This is a genomic window from Burkholderia sp. Bp8998, assembly GCF_003854235.1.
Classification (GTDB): Bacteria; Pseudomonadota; Gammaproteobacteria; order Burkholderiales; family Burkholderiaceae; genus Burkholderia.
The window spans coordinates 26,005-42,002 of record NZ_QTQF01000027.1 but is presented as its reverse complement, the minus strand read 5'-3'; the positions used below and the strand labels follow the sequence as shown (position 1 = coordinate 42,002).

Sequence of the window (15,998 nt, the reverse complement as noted above, 5' to 3'; positions counted from 1 at the left end):
GTCGCGCTGGCCCGCCCCCCCCCGCCCCTGACCTGAACGGCCGCCCATGAGCGCTCACGCCGCCCCCTCGCCCGAAGCGCTGTCGCGACGCGCCGAATTCAAGGCCGCCAAGGCCGACATGCTCGAGCGCTTTCGCAGCGCGACGAACGTCGCGTCGCTGATGCACGCGCAGTCGAAACTCACCGACGATGCGCTCAAGCGCGTGTGGGACGACTGCGGGCTGCCCGCGACGCTCGCGCTCGTCGCCGTCGGCGGCTACGGGCGCGGCGAGCTCGCGCCCCACTCCGACGTCGACATCCTGGTGCTGCTGCCCGATGCGCACGACCCGGCGCTCGACGCGCGCATCGAGCGCTTCATCGGGATGGCATGGGATCTCGGCCTCGAGATCGGCAGCAGCGTGCGCACGGTTGCCCAATGCATCGAGGAAGCGTCGCAGGACGTCACCGTGCAGACCTCGCTGCTCGAGGCGCGCCGCATCGTCGGCAGCACCGCGCTGTTCGAACGCTTTACCGTGCGGTATCACGAGGCACTCGACGCGCGCGCGTTCTTCACCGCGAAGGTGCTCGAGATGCGCCAGCGCCACGCGAAGTTCCAGGACACGCCGTACAGCCTCGAGCCGAACGTGAAGGAAAGCCCCGGCGGGCTGCGCGACCTGCAGACGATCCTGTGGATCGCGCGCGCGGCCGGCTTCGGCAGCAGCTGGCGCGAACTCGACACGCGCGGCCTCATCACCGATCGCGAGGCGCGTGAGCTGCGCCGCAACGAAGGATTCCTGAAGACGTTGCGTGCACGGCTGCACGTGATCGCCGGCCGCCGCCAGGACATGCTCGTGTTCGACCTGCAGACGCAGGCCGCCGAGAGCTTCGGCTACCGGCCGACGCAAGCCAAGCGCGCGAGCGAGCAGCTGATGCGCCGCTACTACTGGGCCGCGAAGGCGGTCACGCAGCTCGCGACGATCCTGATCCAGAACATCGAGGCGCAGCTGTTCCCCGCGACGAGCGGCATCACGCGCGTGCTGTCGCCCGATCGCTTCGTCGAGAAACAGGGCATGCTCGAGATCGTGGACGACGGCGTGTTCGAACGCCATCCCGACGCGATCCTCGAAGCGTTCCTGCTGTACGAGGCGACCCGCGGCGTGAAGGGCCTGTCCGCCCGCACGCTGCGCGCGCTGTACAACTCGCGCGAGATCATGAACCACACGTGGCGGCGCGATCCTCAGAACCGCCGCACGTTCATGCAGATCCTGCAGCAGCCCGAAGGCATCACGCATGCGTTCCGGCTGATGAACCAGACGAGCGTGCTCGGCCGCTACCTGCTGAATTTCCGCCGCATCGTGGGCCAGATGCAGCACGACCTGTACCACGTGTACACGGTCGACCAGCATATCCTGATGGTGTTGCGCAACATCCGCCGCTTCGCTGTGGCCGAGCACGCGCACGAGTACCCGTTCTGCAGCCAGTTGATCGGTAATTTCGAACGCCCATGGGTGCTGTATGTCGCGGCGCTGTTCCACGACATCGCGAAAGGCCGCGGCGGCGACCACTCGACGCTCGGGATGGCCGACGCGCGGCGCTTCTGCCGAGAGCACGGGATCACTGGCGACGACGCGGCGCTGATCGTGTGGCTCGTCCAGCATCACCTGACGATGAGCCAGGTCGCGCAGAAGCAGGACACGAGCGACCCTGACGTCATCAAGCGCTTCGCCGACGTCGTCGGCAACGAACGGTACCTCACCGCGCTCTACCTGCTGACCGTCGCCGATATCCGCGGCACGAGCCCGAAGGTGTGGAACACTTGGAAGGGCAAGCTGCTCGAGGATCTTTACCGCATCACGCTCGCGGTGCTCGGCGGCGCCAATCCCGACGCGCATTCGGAACTGAAGTCGCGGCAGGAGCAGGCGCTCGCGCTGCTGCGCCTCGAAACCGTGCCCGACGACGCGCACCGCGCACTCTGGGATCAGCTCGACATCGGCTTCTTCCTGCGCCACGACGCCGCTGACATCGCATGGCAGACGCGCGTGCTGTACCGGCACGTGAACGCCGAGACCGCGATCGTCCGAGCGCGGCCGTCGCCGATCGGCGACGCGCTGCAGGTGCTCGTGTACGTGAAGGACCGCCCCGACCTGTTCGCGGGCATCTGCGCATACTTCGACCGCAACGGACTGTCGGTGCTCGATGCACGCGTCAGCACGACACGGCACGGCTATGCGCTCGACAACTTCATCGTCACGCAGACCGAACACGACGTGCGCTACCGCGACATCGCGAATCTCGTCGAACAGCAACTCGCGACGCGCCTGGCCGAAACCGCGTCGCTGCCGGAGCCGTCCAAGGGCCGCCTGTCGCGGCTATCCCGGACGTTTCCGATCACGCCGCGCGTCGACCTCCGGGCCGACGAGCGCGGTCAGTACTACATCCTGTCCGTGTCCGCCAACGACCGGCCGGGCCTTCTCTATTCGATCGCGCGCGTCCTGGCCGAGCATCAGGTCGGCGTCCACGCGGCGCGGATCAATACGCTCGGCGAACGCGTCGAGGACATCTTCCTGCTCGATGGTGCCGGCCTGTCCGACAACCGCCTGCAGATCCAGCTCGAAACCGAATTGCTGCGCGCGATCGCAGTCTGAATGAATCCCAGCGTTTATGCGCACCAAATTGACCGTCAAGAATCCGCGGCCGGCGTCGCCGACCCGCGCACCCGTCCGCTCCGGCAGCCTCGTCGCCCGCAAGGCGGTGCGCCCCGCCGCGCCGTCCGCGGCCGACAAGCCGCCGCGCCCGAAGAAGGCCGCCGCTCCGGCCGCCGCCGGCGAACGCGCGTTCAAGCCGCGCGGCGAAGGTTCCGGTGCGGATCGCGCGCCGGCGAAGCGCACGCCGCGTGACGGCGGTGCTGAACGCGGCTATCGCAGCGACAACGAGGCGCGGCCGCGCCGCGCAAGCGCCGAAGGCGGCGCGCGCGCACCGTATCGCGACAAGGCAGCCGGCGAAGGCGCGAAGCGCAGCTTCGGCGAGCGCCGTACACCGTCCGACCGTCCTGCACGTCGCAGCGACGACGATGCACGCCCGCGCCGTGCAGGCGCCGAAGGCGGCGCACGCGCACCGTATCGCGACAAGGCAGAGGGCTACGGCGAGAAACGCAGCTTCGGTGAACGCCGCACGTCGTCCGATCGTCCGGCACGTCGCAGCGACGACGATGCACGGCCGCGCCGTGCAGGCGCCGAAGGCGGCGCACGGGCACCGTATCGCGACAAGGCAGAGGGCTACGGCGAGAAACGCAGCTTCGGTGAACGCCGCACGTCGTCCGATCGTCCGGCACGTCGCAGCGACGACGATGCACGGCCGCGCCGTGCAAGCGCCGAAGGCGGCGCACGGGCACCGTATCGCGACAAGGCAGAGGGCTACGGCGAGAAACGCAGCTTCGGTGAACGCCGCACGTCGTCCGATCGTCCGGCACGTCGCAGCGACGACGATGCACGCCCGCGCCGCGCGGGTGCCGAAGGCGGCGCACGGGCGCCCTATCGCGACAAGACAGCCGGCTCTGGCGAAAAGCGCAGCTTCGGCGAGCGCCGCACGTCGTCCGATCGCCCGGCTCGCCCCGCACGCGACGGCGAGCGCGGCAGCACCGAACGCCGCTCGACCGGCGCCGCGCTGAAGACCGCACAACCGCTCAAGCGCCGCGCCGCCGACGTCGACCACGGCGATGAAACGGGCCTGATGCGCCTGTCGAAGCGCATGTCCGAACTCGGCCTGTGCTCGCGCCGCGAAGCCGACGAGTGGATCGAAAAGGGCTGGGTGCTCGTCGACGGCGAACGCATCGACACGCTCGGCACCAAGGTCCGCCCGGACCAGAAGATCGAGATCGACGAGCGCGCGAGCGCCGCGCAGGCTGCGCAGGTGACGATCCTGCTGCACAAGCCGGTCGGCTATGTGTCAGGGCAGGCGGAAGACGGCTACGAGCCGGCGTCGGTACTGATCACGCGCGCGAACCAGTGGAGCGGCGACCGTTCGCCTCTGCGCTTCTCGCCGCAGCACCTGCACGCGCTCGCGCCGGCCGGGCGGCTCGACATCGATTCGACCGGCCTGCTCGTGCTGACGCAGAACGGCCGAATCGCGAAGCAGCTGATCGGCGAGCAGTCGGATATCGACAAGGAGTACCTGGTGCGCGTGCGCTTCGGCGAACGGCTGCTCGACATCGACCAGCACTTCCCTGCTGAATCGCTCGCGAAGCTGCGCCACGGCCTCGAGCTCGACGGTGTCCCGCTGAAGCCGGCGATGGTGAGCTGGCAAAACGGCGAACAGCTGCGTTTCGTGCTGCGCGAGGGCAAGAAGCGCCAGATCCGCCGCATGTGCGAACTGGTCGGCCTCGAAGTGATCGGCCTGAAGCGCGTACGGATGGGTCGCGTGATGCTCGGCGCGCTGCCGCAGGGGCAATGGCGCTACCTGTCGGCCGACGAGTCGTTCTGACCGCGGACACGCACTGCGTGCCACGCGATGAAAAAAGCCCGCGCGAGCGGGCTTTTTCGTTTCGATACAACGACGACGCGCAACACGGTGTGCGCAACCGCTTCAATGTCAGTCGTCGTCGGCCGAATCGAGCCCCGGGAACAGCACCTCGGTGAAGCCGAAGCGCGTGAAGTCGGTGATCCGCATCGGATACAGCTTGCCGATCAGGTGGTCGTACTCGTGCTGGACGACCCGCGCGTGGAAGCCTTCGGCGACACGGTCGAGCTTCGCGCCGAACTGGTCGAAGCCGCTGTAGCGCACCTTCGCATAGCGGCTGACGACACCGCGCATGCCCGGCACCGACAGGCAGCCTTCCCAGCCCTCTTCCATGTCCGGCGGCATGTACTCGAGCTTCGGGTTGATCAGCACGGTCTCGGGCACGGGCGGCGCGTCCGGATAGCGGTTGTTGCTGCCGAAGCCGAAGATGATGATCTGCAGCCCGACGCCGATCTGCGGCGCGGCTAGCCCCGCACCGTTCGCGTGATGCATCGTCTCGAACATGTCCGCGACGATCTCGTGCAGTTCGGGGGTATCGAACCGCTCGACCGGCTTGGCGACTTCGAGCAGGCGCGGATCGCCCATCTTCAGGATCTCGCGAATCATGGCGTGTTGCCCTCCAGGAGTTGGTGCAGTCCGTCTTCATCCAGTACGGGGATGCCGAGTTCCTCGGCCTTCGCGAGCTTGCTGCCGGCTTCGGCGCCCGCGACCACGTAATCCGTCTTCTTCGATACCGAGCCCGCGACTTTCGCGCCCGCCGCTTCAAGCATCTCCTTCGCCGCGTCGCGCGTAAGGTTCGGCAGCGTGCCCGTCAGCACGACCGTCTTGCCGGCCAGCACGCCCTGCGGCGCCTTCGGCGCGGGCGGGCCTTCAGGCCACGTCACCTTGCCGGGCGCGCGCAGTTGCTCGATCACCGTGCGGTTGTGCTCTTCCGCGAAGAACTGGTGGAGCGACTCGGCCACGATCGGTCCGACGTCGTTCACTTCGAGCAGTTCCTCGATCGACGCGTCCATGATCGGGGTCAGCGACCCGAAATGCTTCGCGAGATCCTTCGCGGTCGATTCGCCGACATGGCGGATCCCGAGCCCGTAGATGAAGCGCGCGAGCGTCGTGTGCTTCGCCTTCTCGAGCGAGTCGAGCAAATTCTGCGCGGACTTCTCGGCGAACCGGTCGAGTTCCGCCAGCGTCGCGAAACCGAGATTGAACAGGTCGGCCGGCGTGCGCACGAGGTTCAGTTCGACAAGCTGATCGATGATCTTCTCGCCGAGCCCGTCGATGTCGAGCGCACGGCGTTGCGCGAAATGCCACAACGCCTGCTTGCGCTGCGCCGGGCAGAACAGGCCGCCCGTGCAGCGCGCGATCGCCTCGTCCGGCAGGCGCTCGATCTTCGAGCCGCACACCGGGCACTCGGTCGGCATCACGAACTCGGCCGCATCGGCCGGCCGGCGGTCGAGCAGCGCACCGACGACCTCGGGGATCACGTCGCCCGCGCGCCGCACGATCACGGTATCGCCGATCCGGATGTCCTTGCGGCGCACTTCGTCCTCGTTGTGCAGCGTCGCGTTGGTCACCGTCGCGCCGCCGACGAACACGGGTTCGAGCCGCGCGACCGGCGTGATCGCCCCCGTGCGGCCGACCTGCACGTCGATCGCGACGAGCTTCGTCAGCGCTTCCTGCGCGGGGAACTTGTGCGCGAGCGCGAAGCGCGGCGCGCGCGACACGAAGCCGAGGCGATCCTGCTCGTCGCGCCGGTTCACCTTGTAGACGACGCCGTCGATATCGTATGGCAGCGACTCGCGCTTCTCGCCGACCTTGCGGAAGAAGCCGAGCAGGCCGTCGGCGCCGTGCACGACCGCGCGCTCGCGGTTCACCGGCAAGCCGAGCGACTCGTACCAGTCGAGCAGCGCGCCGTGCGTGTCCGGCATCGGCATCCCGTCGAGCACGCCGATCCCGTACGAGAAGAACGACAGCGGGCGCTGCGCGGTGATCTTCGGGTCGAGCTGACGCAGGCTGCCGGCCGCCGCGTTGCGCGGATTCGCGAATTCGCGCTGCTCGGCCGCACGCTGGCGTTCGTTCAGGCGTGCGAAATCGCGCTTGAACATCAGCACCTCGCCGCGCACGTCCAGCACGGCCGGCACGTGCTTGCCCTTCAGCTTCAGCGGGATCGAGCGGATCGTGCGGACGTTCTCCGTCACGTCCTCACCCGTCGTGCCGTCGCCGCGCGTCGCCGCCTGCACGAACACGCCGTGCTCGTAGCGCAGCGAGATCGCAAGCCCGTCGAATTTCAGCTCGCATGCGTACTCGACCGGGTCCGTCACCGAACCGGCGAGATCGGTCGTCTTGTCGAGCGCGTCGGCGACCCGCTTGTCGAACGCGGCAATGTCCTCGTCGGTGAAGCCGTTGTTCAACGACAGCATCGGCGCGTCATGAACGACCGGCGTGAAACCGTGCGCCACTTCGCCGCCGACGCGCTGCGTCGGCGAATCGGGCGTCACGAGTTCGGGATGATCGGTTTCGATTTGCTGCAGTTCGCCAAACAGCCGATCGTATTCGGCGTCGGGCAGATCCGGCTGGTCGAGCACGTAATAGGCGTAGTTCGCCCGCTCGAGTTGGTCGCGCAGCCACGCTGCACGCGCGTCGGGCTGGCTGGCTGGCGGTTCGGCTTGGGTTCGGGCCATGCTGGCGGCAGTTTCGTTCTGAAAAATCGGATGTTCGATTATCTCAGTTTGACGCCGCGGCGGGGGGCGCGATGCGTGCCGCGCAGGCCCGCTGCGGTGCACACGGGCAGTGTGTGCGGCACTGCAGCTACGCTGGGCTGACGGGCGACGGCACCGCAGACCGCCGCCCGTGTAACGCGTTACTGACTGAAGAGGCGGCGCGTGACCGGCGAACCGGCCGGGATACCGGCTTCCTCGAGCTTCGCGTACAGCTTCATCAGTTGCTGGTCGATCGCGACCAGCGTCGACTCCGGCAACGGCCGGCGCGAATCGTCGACGACACGCGCGCCGATCCGTTCGGACAGCGACTTCGCGTAATCGCACATCAGCCGGAACGGCAGGATGTCCTCTTCGGCGACCGGCACGTCGAGCACCAGCGTGATCATGTTGCCGCCCTTGTAGGTCAGGTCGTCGCGCAGGAAGTTCGTGTCGCCGAACTGCAGCATGAACACGGGGTTCTGCTTCGCGTCGAGCTTCACGAACCGCGTGCCGTCGCGCGACAGCAGCAGCCCGTCCTGGGACGCCACGGCCTGCACGTAGTTCGCCGACCACGGCGCACCATCCGACATCACGTTGATCGACAGCTGCGCGTCGCACTGCGCGGCAAAGCCGTCGAGTTCGCGCGCCATCGCGACCGTCTCCATCATGTCCGGGAATTCCGGTGCGCCGTCGATCGCGTCGGCGAACTGCTGGACGCCGGTCACGAACTCGGAGAATTCGAGCTCGTTCAGCGCGCCGCTGCGGTTCGCGAGCTGCGCGGCCGCGCGCAGCTCTTCATAGCGCACGCCGTTCTGCAGCAGCTCCCACTGGCCGCCTTCCGGCTTGCCTTCGATATGCACGGGCTTGCTGCCCGCCCGGCGCAGCCGCTGCGCGGCCGGCAGGATCTTGTCGCCCGGCATCGGCGCGCCGAGGCGAATCGGCACGATGCAGTCGATCCGGCGGTCGACGATCGCGGGCGGCGCCGACGAAATCGTCGTCGCGGCCGGCAGCACGAATTCGGCCGGTTCGTGCGAGGCGTCGGCGGCCGGCGCGTCCTGCGCGGCGGCGACCGCAGCTTCGTCAACGGCCTGCTCGGCCGACTCGGTCGACGCCAACGGCGTGTCGACCCCGGTGGCCTCGGCCTGCAGGTCGGCCGGCGTGTCGGCAGGCGCCACGCCGCCGAAGGTAGGCTCGACGCGCGCGGCTTCGACCGGCGCGCTCGCGGCGGCGGCCGGTGTCGGTGCGGCGGGCTCACGGCGCACGGGCTGGCGCACCGGCTCGATGAACGGCAACTCTTCGTCGCGCTCGGGGCGATTCATCGCCTCGGCCGCCTCTTCCGGCATCGGGCGCGGCATCCTGCGCCGCACCTTCGCGCCCTGCCATGCGTTGTAGACCACGACGCCGCCCACCACGACGGCGCCCGCGCCGATCAAACCGAGTGTCAACTCGTCCATGCACGCTCCATCAGCAATTCTTGTTCGTCGGAACCGCGAACGGGCGCCCATGCGCCGCGCGAACGCGGTCCGGTTTCGTCAAACGTCAATTCTGGGCAAAACCCGCGGCGGTTTCCATGTCCACCGCGACGATCCGCGACACGCCCTGCTCCTGCATCGTCACGCCGATCAGCTGCTGCGCCATTTCCATCGCAATCTTGTTGTGCGAGATGAACAGGAACTGCGTCTTGTCGGACATCGCGCGCACGAGATTCGCGAAACGCTCGGTGTTCGCGTCGTCGAGCGGCGCGTCGACCTCGTCCAGCAGACAGAACGGCGCCGGATTCAGCTGGAACATCGCGAACACCAGCGCGGTGGCGGTCAGCGCCTTTTCGCCGCCCGACAGCAGGTGGATGGTCGCGTTCTTCTTGCCCGGCGGCTGCGCCATCACCTGAACGCCCGCATCGAGGATTTCGTCGCCCGTCATGATCAGCTTCGCCTGGCCACCGCCGAACAGACGCGGGAACAGGTCGCTGAAGTGACGGTTGACCTCGTCGAAGGTGCCCTGCAGCAGCGTGCGGGTTTCCTGGTCGATCTTGTGGATCGCATCCTCGAGCGTCGTGATCGCGTCGGTCAGGTCGGCCGACTGCGCATCGAGGAACACCTTGCGCTCGCTCGCGGCCTTCAACTCGTCGAGCGCGGCCATGTTGACCGGACCCAGCGCGTTGATCGCATTGTTCAGGCGCGTGACCTCGCCCTGCAGATACGACGGCTTCAGGTCCGGCGTCAGCTTCTCGCGCAGCGCTGCCTCGTCGACCTCGGCCGCCGTGAGCTGCTCCGCGAACTGCTCGACGGACAGGCGCGCGGCCTGCTCCTTCAGCTGCAGCTCGGTGATGCGGTCGCGCAGCGGCTGCAGCGAACGCTCGGCAACGAGGCGCTGCTCGTCCGACGCGCGCAGCTTCGCGGTCAGGTCGTCGAGTTCGATCCGCGCGGCCTGCAGCGCCTCTTCCTTCACCGCGCGGATTTCGAGTGCATCCTGCAGGCCCGTGTGCGCGGTCTGCTCGTTGATCGTCTCGAGTTCGGCGCGCGCGTCTTCCAGCGACGCGGCAACGCGCTCGCTTTGCTCGTGCGCGACCTGGATGCTGCGCTTGAGCTCGTCGATCCGCGTGACCGCGTTGCGCGCGGCGAAGCGCGCGTCGTTCGCGCCGCGCTCGAGGTCGCGCGCCTCCTGGCGCGCCTGCGTCAGCGATTCGTCGAGCGCCTCGAATGCGAGCTGGTTGTCCTCGAAGCGCGCCTGCAGTTCCGCTAGTTCGCCGTCGAAGCGCTCGAAGTTCGCCTCCGATTCCGCGCGCAGTGCGCGCTGCTCGTCGATCTGCGCGCCGATCTCCTCGAGTTCCTCGCGGATCTGCGTGCTGCGCTGCGTGTAGCGTTCATGGGCCTGCGCGAGCTTCAGCACGTCCATCTGCAGCGCGTGCACGCGCTGCGTCGCGCGTTCGGCCTGCGCGCGCACGTCGCCGAGCGCCTGCGTGGCCTGCGTGTGCGCGGCTTCCGCCCGCACCGCGGCCGTGCGGGCCTCGTCGGCGAGCAGCGCCTGTGCGCGCACCTGGCGTGTCAGGTTCTCGATTTCCTGCTGGCGGGCCAGCATCCCCGCCTGTTCCGAATCGGCCGCGTACAGCTGCACGCCGACACGCGTGACGATGTGGCCGGCCTTGACGACAAACGCACCGCCTGCCGGCAGTTGCGCGCGCGTCGCGAGCGCCTGCGCTACGTCGTCGGCGACGTACACGTTGCCGAGCCAGTCGTTCAGCACCGCACGGATGCCTGCATCGTCGATGCGCACGAGCGACAGCACCGGGCGCAGCCCGGCGGCGGCGGCCGGCGGCTCACCGGCCGCGGGCGGCGCGTAGAACGCGAGCTTCGCGGGCGGCGCATCGGTCGCGAACGCCTTCACCCAGTCGAGATTCGACACTTCGAGCGCCGCCAGGCGCTCGCGCAGCACGGCCTCGAGCGCCGCTTCCCAGCCGGCCTCGACGTGCAGCTTCTTCCAGAGACGCGGCAGCGCGCCGAGCTCGTGCTTGTCGAGCCACGGCTGGATCTTGCCTTCGGTCTGCACGTTCTCCTGCAGCTGCTTGAGCGCGGCGAGCCGCGCCTCGAGCTGATGGATCTGCGCGCTTTCGGCCTGCACACGCTCTTGAGCCGCACGGCGTTCGCCGTCAAGGCGCGGCAGCGCTTCCTGCGCATCGGCAAGGCGTGCCTGTGCTTCGGCGAGAATCTCTTCCTGCTCGGCGAGCTGCATGCGCAGCTCTTCGAGCTGCGCTTCGTCCGGTGCGTCGAGCCCGCCCGCCTCGGACTTCAGGCGCTCATGACGCTGCTGGAGCTGCTGGAGTTGCTGGTCGGCATTGCGCTGGTGCGCGGCCTCGAGCTTCAGCGACTGTTCGGTCTGCGCGATCCGCGCGCGCTCGTCATTGAGCTGCGCCTGCGCATCGCGCCATTTCGCCTCGAGCGCCGGCAGCGCGTCGTGCTTCGCGGCTGCGTTGTCTTCCGCGAGCACGGCCTTCTCGTCGGCCATCGCGCGCGCCTCTTCGGCTTCCTCGAGCTCGTCCTGCGCCTTCTCGGCCTGCGCGCGCCACTGCTCGCGCTGCGCGTTCAACGCGGCGATCTGCGCCTGCACGCGGTTGCGCGACTCGACGATGAACTTGATCTCGGCCTCGAGGCGGCTCACCTCGGCATTCGCCTCGTAGAGCGCGCCCTGCGCGCCCTGCATCGCGTCGCTCGCCGAGTAATGCGCGACCCGCAGCGTCTCGAGCTGCGCCTCGACCTCGCGCAATTTCGCCGTTTGCGCCTCGAGGTCGATCTGCGCCTGTTCGATCGCACGCTGCTGCTTCTGCTGCTCGCCCGCGGCCTCGTTCTTGCGCAGCAGCCACAACAGGCGCTGCTTCTCCTCGCCGTCGGCGACGAGTTCCTTGTACTTGGTCGCGACGACGGCCTGCGCCTCGAGCTTCGCGAGGTTCGCGCCGAGCTCGCGGACGATGTCCTCGACGCGCGTCAGGTTCTCGCGCGTGTCGTGAAGACGGTTCTCGGTCTCGCGGCGGCGTTCCTTGTACTTCGACACGCCCGCGGCTTCCTCGAGGAACACGCGCAGCTCTTCCGGCTTCGCCTCGATGATCCGCGCGATCATGCCCTGCCCGATGATCGCGTATGCGCGGGGCCCCAGGCCCGTGCCGAGGAAGATGTCCTGGATGTCGCGGCGGCGCGCCGGCAGGTTGTTGATGTAGTAGCTCGACGTGCCGTCACGCGTCAGCACGCGCTTCACGGCGATCTCGCCGTACTGGCCCCACTGCCCGGCCGCGCGGCCGTCGGAGTTGTCGAAGATCAGTTCGACGCTAGCCCGGCTGCCGGGCTTGCGGGCGGTCGAGCCGTTGAAGATCACGTCCTGCATCGATTCGCCGCGCAGCTCGGACGCGCGCGATTCGCCGAGCACCCAGCGCACGGCATCGATGATGTTGGACTTGCCGCACCCGTTCGGGCCCACCACGCCGACAAGCTGGCCCGGAACCTGGAAATGCGTGGGATCGACAAAGGATTTGAAGCCAGCGAGTTTGATCGAGCTCAGACGCACGGCGGTATCGGATGTGAAGAAGGTGTGAAACGGACGGGGCCGCGACGCGCGGGGCCGGACGGCCCATGCGCGCGATGCGCCCCGGAATTCAAAAGCGGGGCCGCGCGCATCTCAAGCGTTGGGCCCCGCAAACGGCTTCCATCATACCATCGCGCGTGCACCGTCCCGCCCGTCGCCGGGTTTGCCCGATACCGGCGCGGCACGATGGACCCGGCTCGACAGCAGCGTCGCCAGCACGATGCACGCGCCGCCCGCCCACTCGCGCGCGCTCGGCAGTTCGTTCGCGAACACCCACGCGGACAGCGCGGTGATCACGATCTCGAACAGCATGATGATCGACGCGCGGTTTGCCGGCACGCGCGCGAGCCCGTATTGCACGAGCAGGTTGTTCGCGGCCATCGTCACGCCGATCGCGGCGATGATCAGTGCGGCCATGCCAAGCTGGCTGCCCGCCGGCGCGACCGGCAACCCTTCGAACAGCGACGCGATCGCGCCGAACACCGCCGCGCCGCCGAACAGCGTCGCCGTGCGCATCTCGGCGCGCATCTCCGGCAGCTCGCGGCTCGCCTTGATCACGAGCACGTTGCTCATCGCGAAACTCAGGCCGGCCGCGAGCCCCGCCCATTCGGCCGGGTTGGCCGGCAGCGGCATGCCGAGGCTCGGCGACCACAGCATCAGCATCGCGCCGCCGATCGACAGCGCCGCGAGCCCCGCGCCGGCCCAGGTCAGCCGCTCGCGCAGCAGGAAATGCGCGTAGATCGCGGTCCATGCGGGAGTCAGGTAGAACAGCAGCATCACGCGCAGCACTTCGCCGTGGATCGTGCCCCATACGAAGCCGAGGTTCGTCACGCCCGCCGTGACCGCGATGCCCGGCAGCACCCAGTGCCAGCGCAGCGTCGCAATCGTGCGGTGGCGCACGACGACCACGAACAGGAATGCGACCGCGCTCGTCAGCGCGCTCGCCAGCGTGCCGGTGAGGCCGAGCGACGCGAGGATCCGCAGCGGATACCAGATCAGGCCCCATACCGACGCGCCGATAAGGATGGCCAGCGTCGGCAGGCTGCCGCGTACCGCGTTATTCATTTGGTTCGATACCCTTTATTCGACCGGCCCGGCCGCCGTTCCGGCGGGCCGTGACCGCATTGCGTCACGCTATAATCGTCCGCTGCGACCCGCGCGCCGTCGGCGCCCGTTCGCAGCCGTGCGGCACCTGCGCCGCCCCTTTCGCTCCAACCGGCCGCGATGGCCGCTTCGCCCGTGAACCCTCGACTCGACTCGCTCCAGCCCTATCCCTTCGAAAAGCTGCGCGCCCTGTTCAAGGACGTGACGCCCGGTGCCGGTACGCCTTCCGCCGGCCTGAAACCGATCAGCTTCGGCATCGGCGAGCCCAAGCACCCGACCCCGGCACTGATCCGCGACGCCGTGGTGGCTTCGCTCGACGGCCTCGCGTCGTACCCGGCCACGGCCGGCTCGGACGCGCTGCGCACGTCGATCGCACATTGGCTCGAACGCCGCTACGGGCTGCCGACGATCGACCCGGCCACGCAGGTGCTGCCCGTGTCGGGGTCGCGCGAGGCGTTGTTTTCGCTCGCGCAGACGGTGATCGACGCGCGCCCGACCTCGGACGGCAAGAAGGCGATCGTACTCTGTCCGAATCCTTTCTATCAAATTTACGAAGGCGCGGCGCTTCTGGCCGGTGCCGAACCCTATTTCGCGAACAGCGCCCCCGCGCGCAACTTCGCGTGCGACTACGCGGCCGTGCCCGATGAAGTCTGGGCGCGCACCCAGCTGCTGTACGTGTGTTCGCCGGGCAACCCGACGGGCGCCGTGCTGACGCTCGACGACTGGCGCGAGCTGTTCGCGCTGTCCGACCGCCACGGTTTCGTGATCGCGTCCGACGAGTGCTATTCCGAAATCTATTTCGACGAAGCGGCGCCGCCGCTCGGCGGCCTCGAGGCCGCGCACCGCCTCGGCCGTGGCTTCGAGCGGCTCGTGATGCTGTCGAGCCTGTCGAAGCGCTCGAACGTGCCGGGCATGCGCTCGGGCTTCGTCGCCGGCGACGCCGCGCTGCTCAAGAAATTCCTGCTGTATCGCACTTACCACGGCGCCGCGCTGTCGCCGGTCTGGCAGCACGCGAGCATCGCCGCGTGGAACGATGAGGCGCACGTGCGCGAGAACCGCGCGCTGTACCTGCAGAAGTTCAACACGGTCACGCCGATGCTGGCCGACGTGATCGACGTGAAGCTGCCCGACGCCGCGTTCTACCTGTGGGCCAACGTCGCGCGCACCGGCCTGTCGGACACCGAGTTCGCCCGCCGCCTGTACGCCGACTATAATGTGACGGTTCTGCCCGGCTCGTACCTGGCGCGCGATGCGCACGGCACGAATCCAGGCCGCGATTTCATCCGGATCGCGCTCGTCGCGGGCACCCCCGAATGCGTCGAGGGCGCGCAACGCATCGTCGATTTCTGCCGGGCTCTCGCGCAGTAAGACGTCCATCCCGATCAATTCCATTCATCTCCTGCGAAAACGAACATGTCGCAACAACTTCAGCAAATCATCGATACCGCCTGGGACAACCGCGCCGAGCTGTCGCCGAAGGCCGCACCGGCCGACGTCCGCGAAGCCGTCGCGCACGCGATCGAGCAGCTCGACAAAGGCGCGCTGCGCGTTGCCGAGAAGATCGACGGCAACTGGACCGTGCACCAGTGGCTGAAGAAGGCCGTGCTGCTGTCGTTCCGCCTGGAGGACAACGCGCCGATGCCCGCGGGCGGCTACTCGCAGTTCTACGACAAGGTGCCGTCGAAGTTCGCGAACTACACGGCTGAGGATTTCGCCGCGGGCGGCTTCCGCGTCGTGCCGCCGGCCATCGCGCGCCGCGGCTCGTTCATCGCGAAGAACGTCGTGCTGATGCCGTCGTACACCAACATCGGCGCATACGTCGACGAAGGCACGATGGTCGACACGTGGGCGACCGTCGGTTCGTGCGCGCAGATCGGCAAGAACGTGCACCTGTCGGGCGGCGTCGGCATCGGCGGCGTGCTCGAGCCGCTGCAGGCGAACCCCGTCATCATCGAAGACAACTGCTTCATCGGCGCGCGCTCGGAAGTCGTCGAAGGCGTGATTGTCGAGGAGAACTCGGTGATCTCGATGGGCGTGTACCTCGGCCAGAGCACGAAGATCTACGATCGCGAGACGGGCGAAGTCAGCTACGGCCGCATCCCGGCCGGCTCGGTCGTCGTCGCCGGCAACCTGCCGTCGAAGGACGGCTCGCACAGCCTGTACTGCGCGGTGATCGTGAAGAAGGTCGACGCGAAGACCCGCGCGAAGGTCGGCCTGAACGAGCTGCTGCGAGGCGACTGATGGCGAAGCCGCGCACCGTGGTCGTCTACGGCATTCCGAACTGCGACACCGTGAAGAAGGCCCGCGTGTGGCTCGACGATCACGGTGTCGAGTTCGAGTTCCACGACTTCAAGAAGCTTGGCGTCAGCGCACCGCTCGTCGAGGACTGGCTGAAGGACGTGTCGCTCGACGCGCTCGTGAACAAGCGCGGCACGACGTGGCGCGGCCTGGACGACGCCATGAAGGCGGCCGCGGAAACGAAGTCCGGCGCGGTCGCGCTGATGATCCACAAGCCGTCGGTCATCAAGCGCCCCGTGCTCGTCGTCAACGGCCGCGTGAAATCGCTCGGCTTCGTGGCCGATCAGTACGCGGCGCTGTTTGCCGCCTAGGGCCGCCCGCGCCGCGTCCGAGGGCG

The 15,998-nt window shown here is 68.3% G+C and carries 10 protein-coding genes; 5 read left to right on the top strand and 5 right to left on the bottom strand.

Annotation, left to right across the window (positions count from 1 at the left end; all coding sequences use genetic code 11):
* Positions 1–46: 46 nt before the first annotated feature.
* Positions 47–2,623, top strand: coding sequence for a [protein-PII] uridylyltransferase (locus tag DIE06_RS24725; protein WP_124663637.1), 2,577 nt, complete (start codon positions 47–49; stop codon positions 2,621–2,623).
* 16 nt (positions 2,624–2,639) lie between these two features.
* A complete protein-coding gene (locus DIE06_RS24720; protein WP_124663636.1) occupies positions 2,640–4,457 on the top strand; it encodes a pseudouridine synthase in 1,818 nt (605 codons plus the stop codon).
* A 108-nt stretch (positions 4,458–4,565) separates the two neighbouring features.
* Here DIE06_RS24720 and def read toward each other — a convergent pair whose 3' ends face one another.
* From def to DIE06_RS24695, 5 genes are all read right to left on the bottom strand, one after another.
* Positions 4,566–5,099, bottom strand: coding sequence for a peptide deformylase (def, locus tag DIE06_RS24715; protein WP_124663635.1), 534 nt, complete (start codon positions 5,097–5,099; stop codon positions 4,566–4,568).
* The gene (gene ligA, locus DIE06_RS24710) at positions 5,096–7,171 is read right to left on the bottom strand and encodes an NAD-dependent DNA ligase LigA (protein ID WP_124663634.1); all 2,076 of its coding nucleotides are present in this window, start codon (positions 7,169–7,171) and stop codon (positions 5,096–5,098) included. The genes def and ligA overlap by 4 nt, the downstream gene beginning before the upstream one ends.
* A gap of 179 nt (positions 7,172–7,350) precedes the next feature.
* The gene (locus DIE06_RS24705; RefSeq protein WP_124663633.1) at positions 7,351–8,643 is read right to left on the bottom strand and encodes a cell division protein ZipA C-terminal FtsZ-binding domain-containing protein; all 1,293 of its coding nucleotides are present in this window, start codon (positions 8,641–8,643) and stop codon (positions 7,351–7,353) included.
* An 85-nt stretch (positions 8,644–8,728) separates the two neighbouring features.
* Positions 8,729–12,241 (bottom strand): chromosome segregation protein SMC, encoded by a 3,513-nt coding sequence (smc, locus tag DIE06_RS24700; RefSeq protein ID WP_124663632.1) that lies wholly within the window; start codon positions 12,239–12,241, stop codon positions 8,729–8,731.
* Between the two features lie 141 nt (positions 12,242–12,382).
* Entirely contained in the window at positions 12,383–13,324 is a 942-nt protein-coding gene (locus DIE06_RS24695; protein ID WP_124663631.1) for a DMT family transporter, read from the bottom strand.
* Positions 13,325–13,483: 159 nt separating this feature from the next.
* On the opposite strand from DIE06_RS24695, the gene dapC reads away from it, so the two are divergent.
* The 3 genes from dapC to DIE06_RS24680 are packed head-to-tail and all read left to right on the top strand — an operon-like array spanning position 13,484 to position 15,972.
* A complete protein-coding gene (dapC, locus tag DIE06_RS24690) occupies positions 13,484–14,731 on the top strand; it encodes a succinyldiaminopimelate transaminase (protein ID WP_124663630.1) in 1,248 nt (415 codons plus the stop codon).
* A gap of 45 nt (positions 14,732–14,776) precedes the next feature.
* A complete protein-coding gene (dapD, locus tag DIE06_RS24685) occupies positions 14,777–15,604 on the top strand; it encodes a 2,3,4,5-tetrahydropyridine-2,6-dicarboxylate N-succinyltransferase (RefSeq protein WP_014896723.1) in 828 nt (275 codons plus the stop codon).
* Positions 15,604–15,972 carry an ArsC family reductase gene (locus tag DIE06_RS24680; RefSeq protein WP_044847939.1) on the top strand — a complete coding sequence of 123 codons (369 nt, stop codon included), beginning with the start codon at positions 15,604–15,606 and terminating at the stop codon, positions 15,970–15,972. The genes dapD and DIE06_RS24680 overlap by 1 nt, the downstream gene beginning before the upstream one ends.
* Positions 15,973–15,998 lie beyond the last annotated feature (26 nt).

Coding starts and splice junctions, on each gene's coding strand:
- dapC (WP_124663630.1), top strand. CDS start 13,484: ATGGCCGCTTCGCCCGTGAACCCTCGACTCGACTCGCTCCAGCCCTAT.
- dapD (WP_014896723.1), top strand. CDS start 14,777: ATGTCGCAACAACTTCAGCAAATCATCGATACCGCCTGGGACAACCGC.
- DIE06_RS24725 (WP_124663637.1), top strand. CDS start 47: ATGAGCGCTCACGCCGCCCCCTCGCCCGAAGCGCTGTCGCGACGCGCC.
- DIE06_RS24720 (WP_124663636.1), top strand. CDS start 2,640: ATGCGCACCAAATTGACCGTCAAGAATCCGCGGCCGGCGTCGCCGACC.
- def (WP_124663635.1), bottom strand. CDS start 5,099: ATGATTCGCGAGATCCTGAAGATGGGCGATCCGCGCCTGCTCGAAGTC.
- ligA (WP_124663634.1), bottom strand. CDS start 7,171: ATGGCCCGAACCCAAGCCGAACCGCCAGCCAGCCAGCCCGACGCGCGT.
- DIE06_RS24705 (WP_124663633.1), bottom strand. CDS start 8,643: ATGGACGAGTTGACACTCGGTTTGATCGGCGCGGGCGCCGTCGTGGTG.
- DIE06_RS24680 (WP_044847939.1), top strand. CDS start 15,604: ATGGCGAAGCCGCGCACCGTGGTCGTCTACGGCATTCCGAACTGCGAC.
- DIE06_RS24695 (WP_124663631.1), bottom strand. CDS start 13,324: ATGAATAACGCGGTACGCGGCAGCCTGCCGACGCTGGCCATCCTTATC.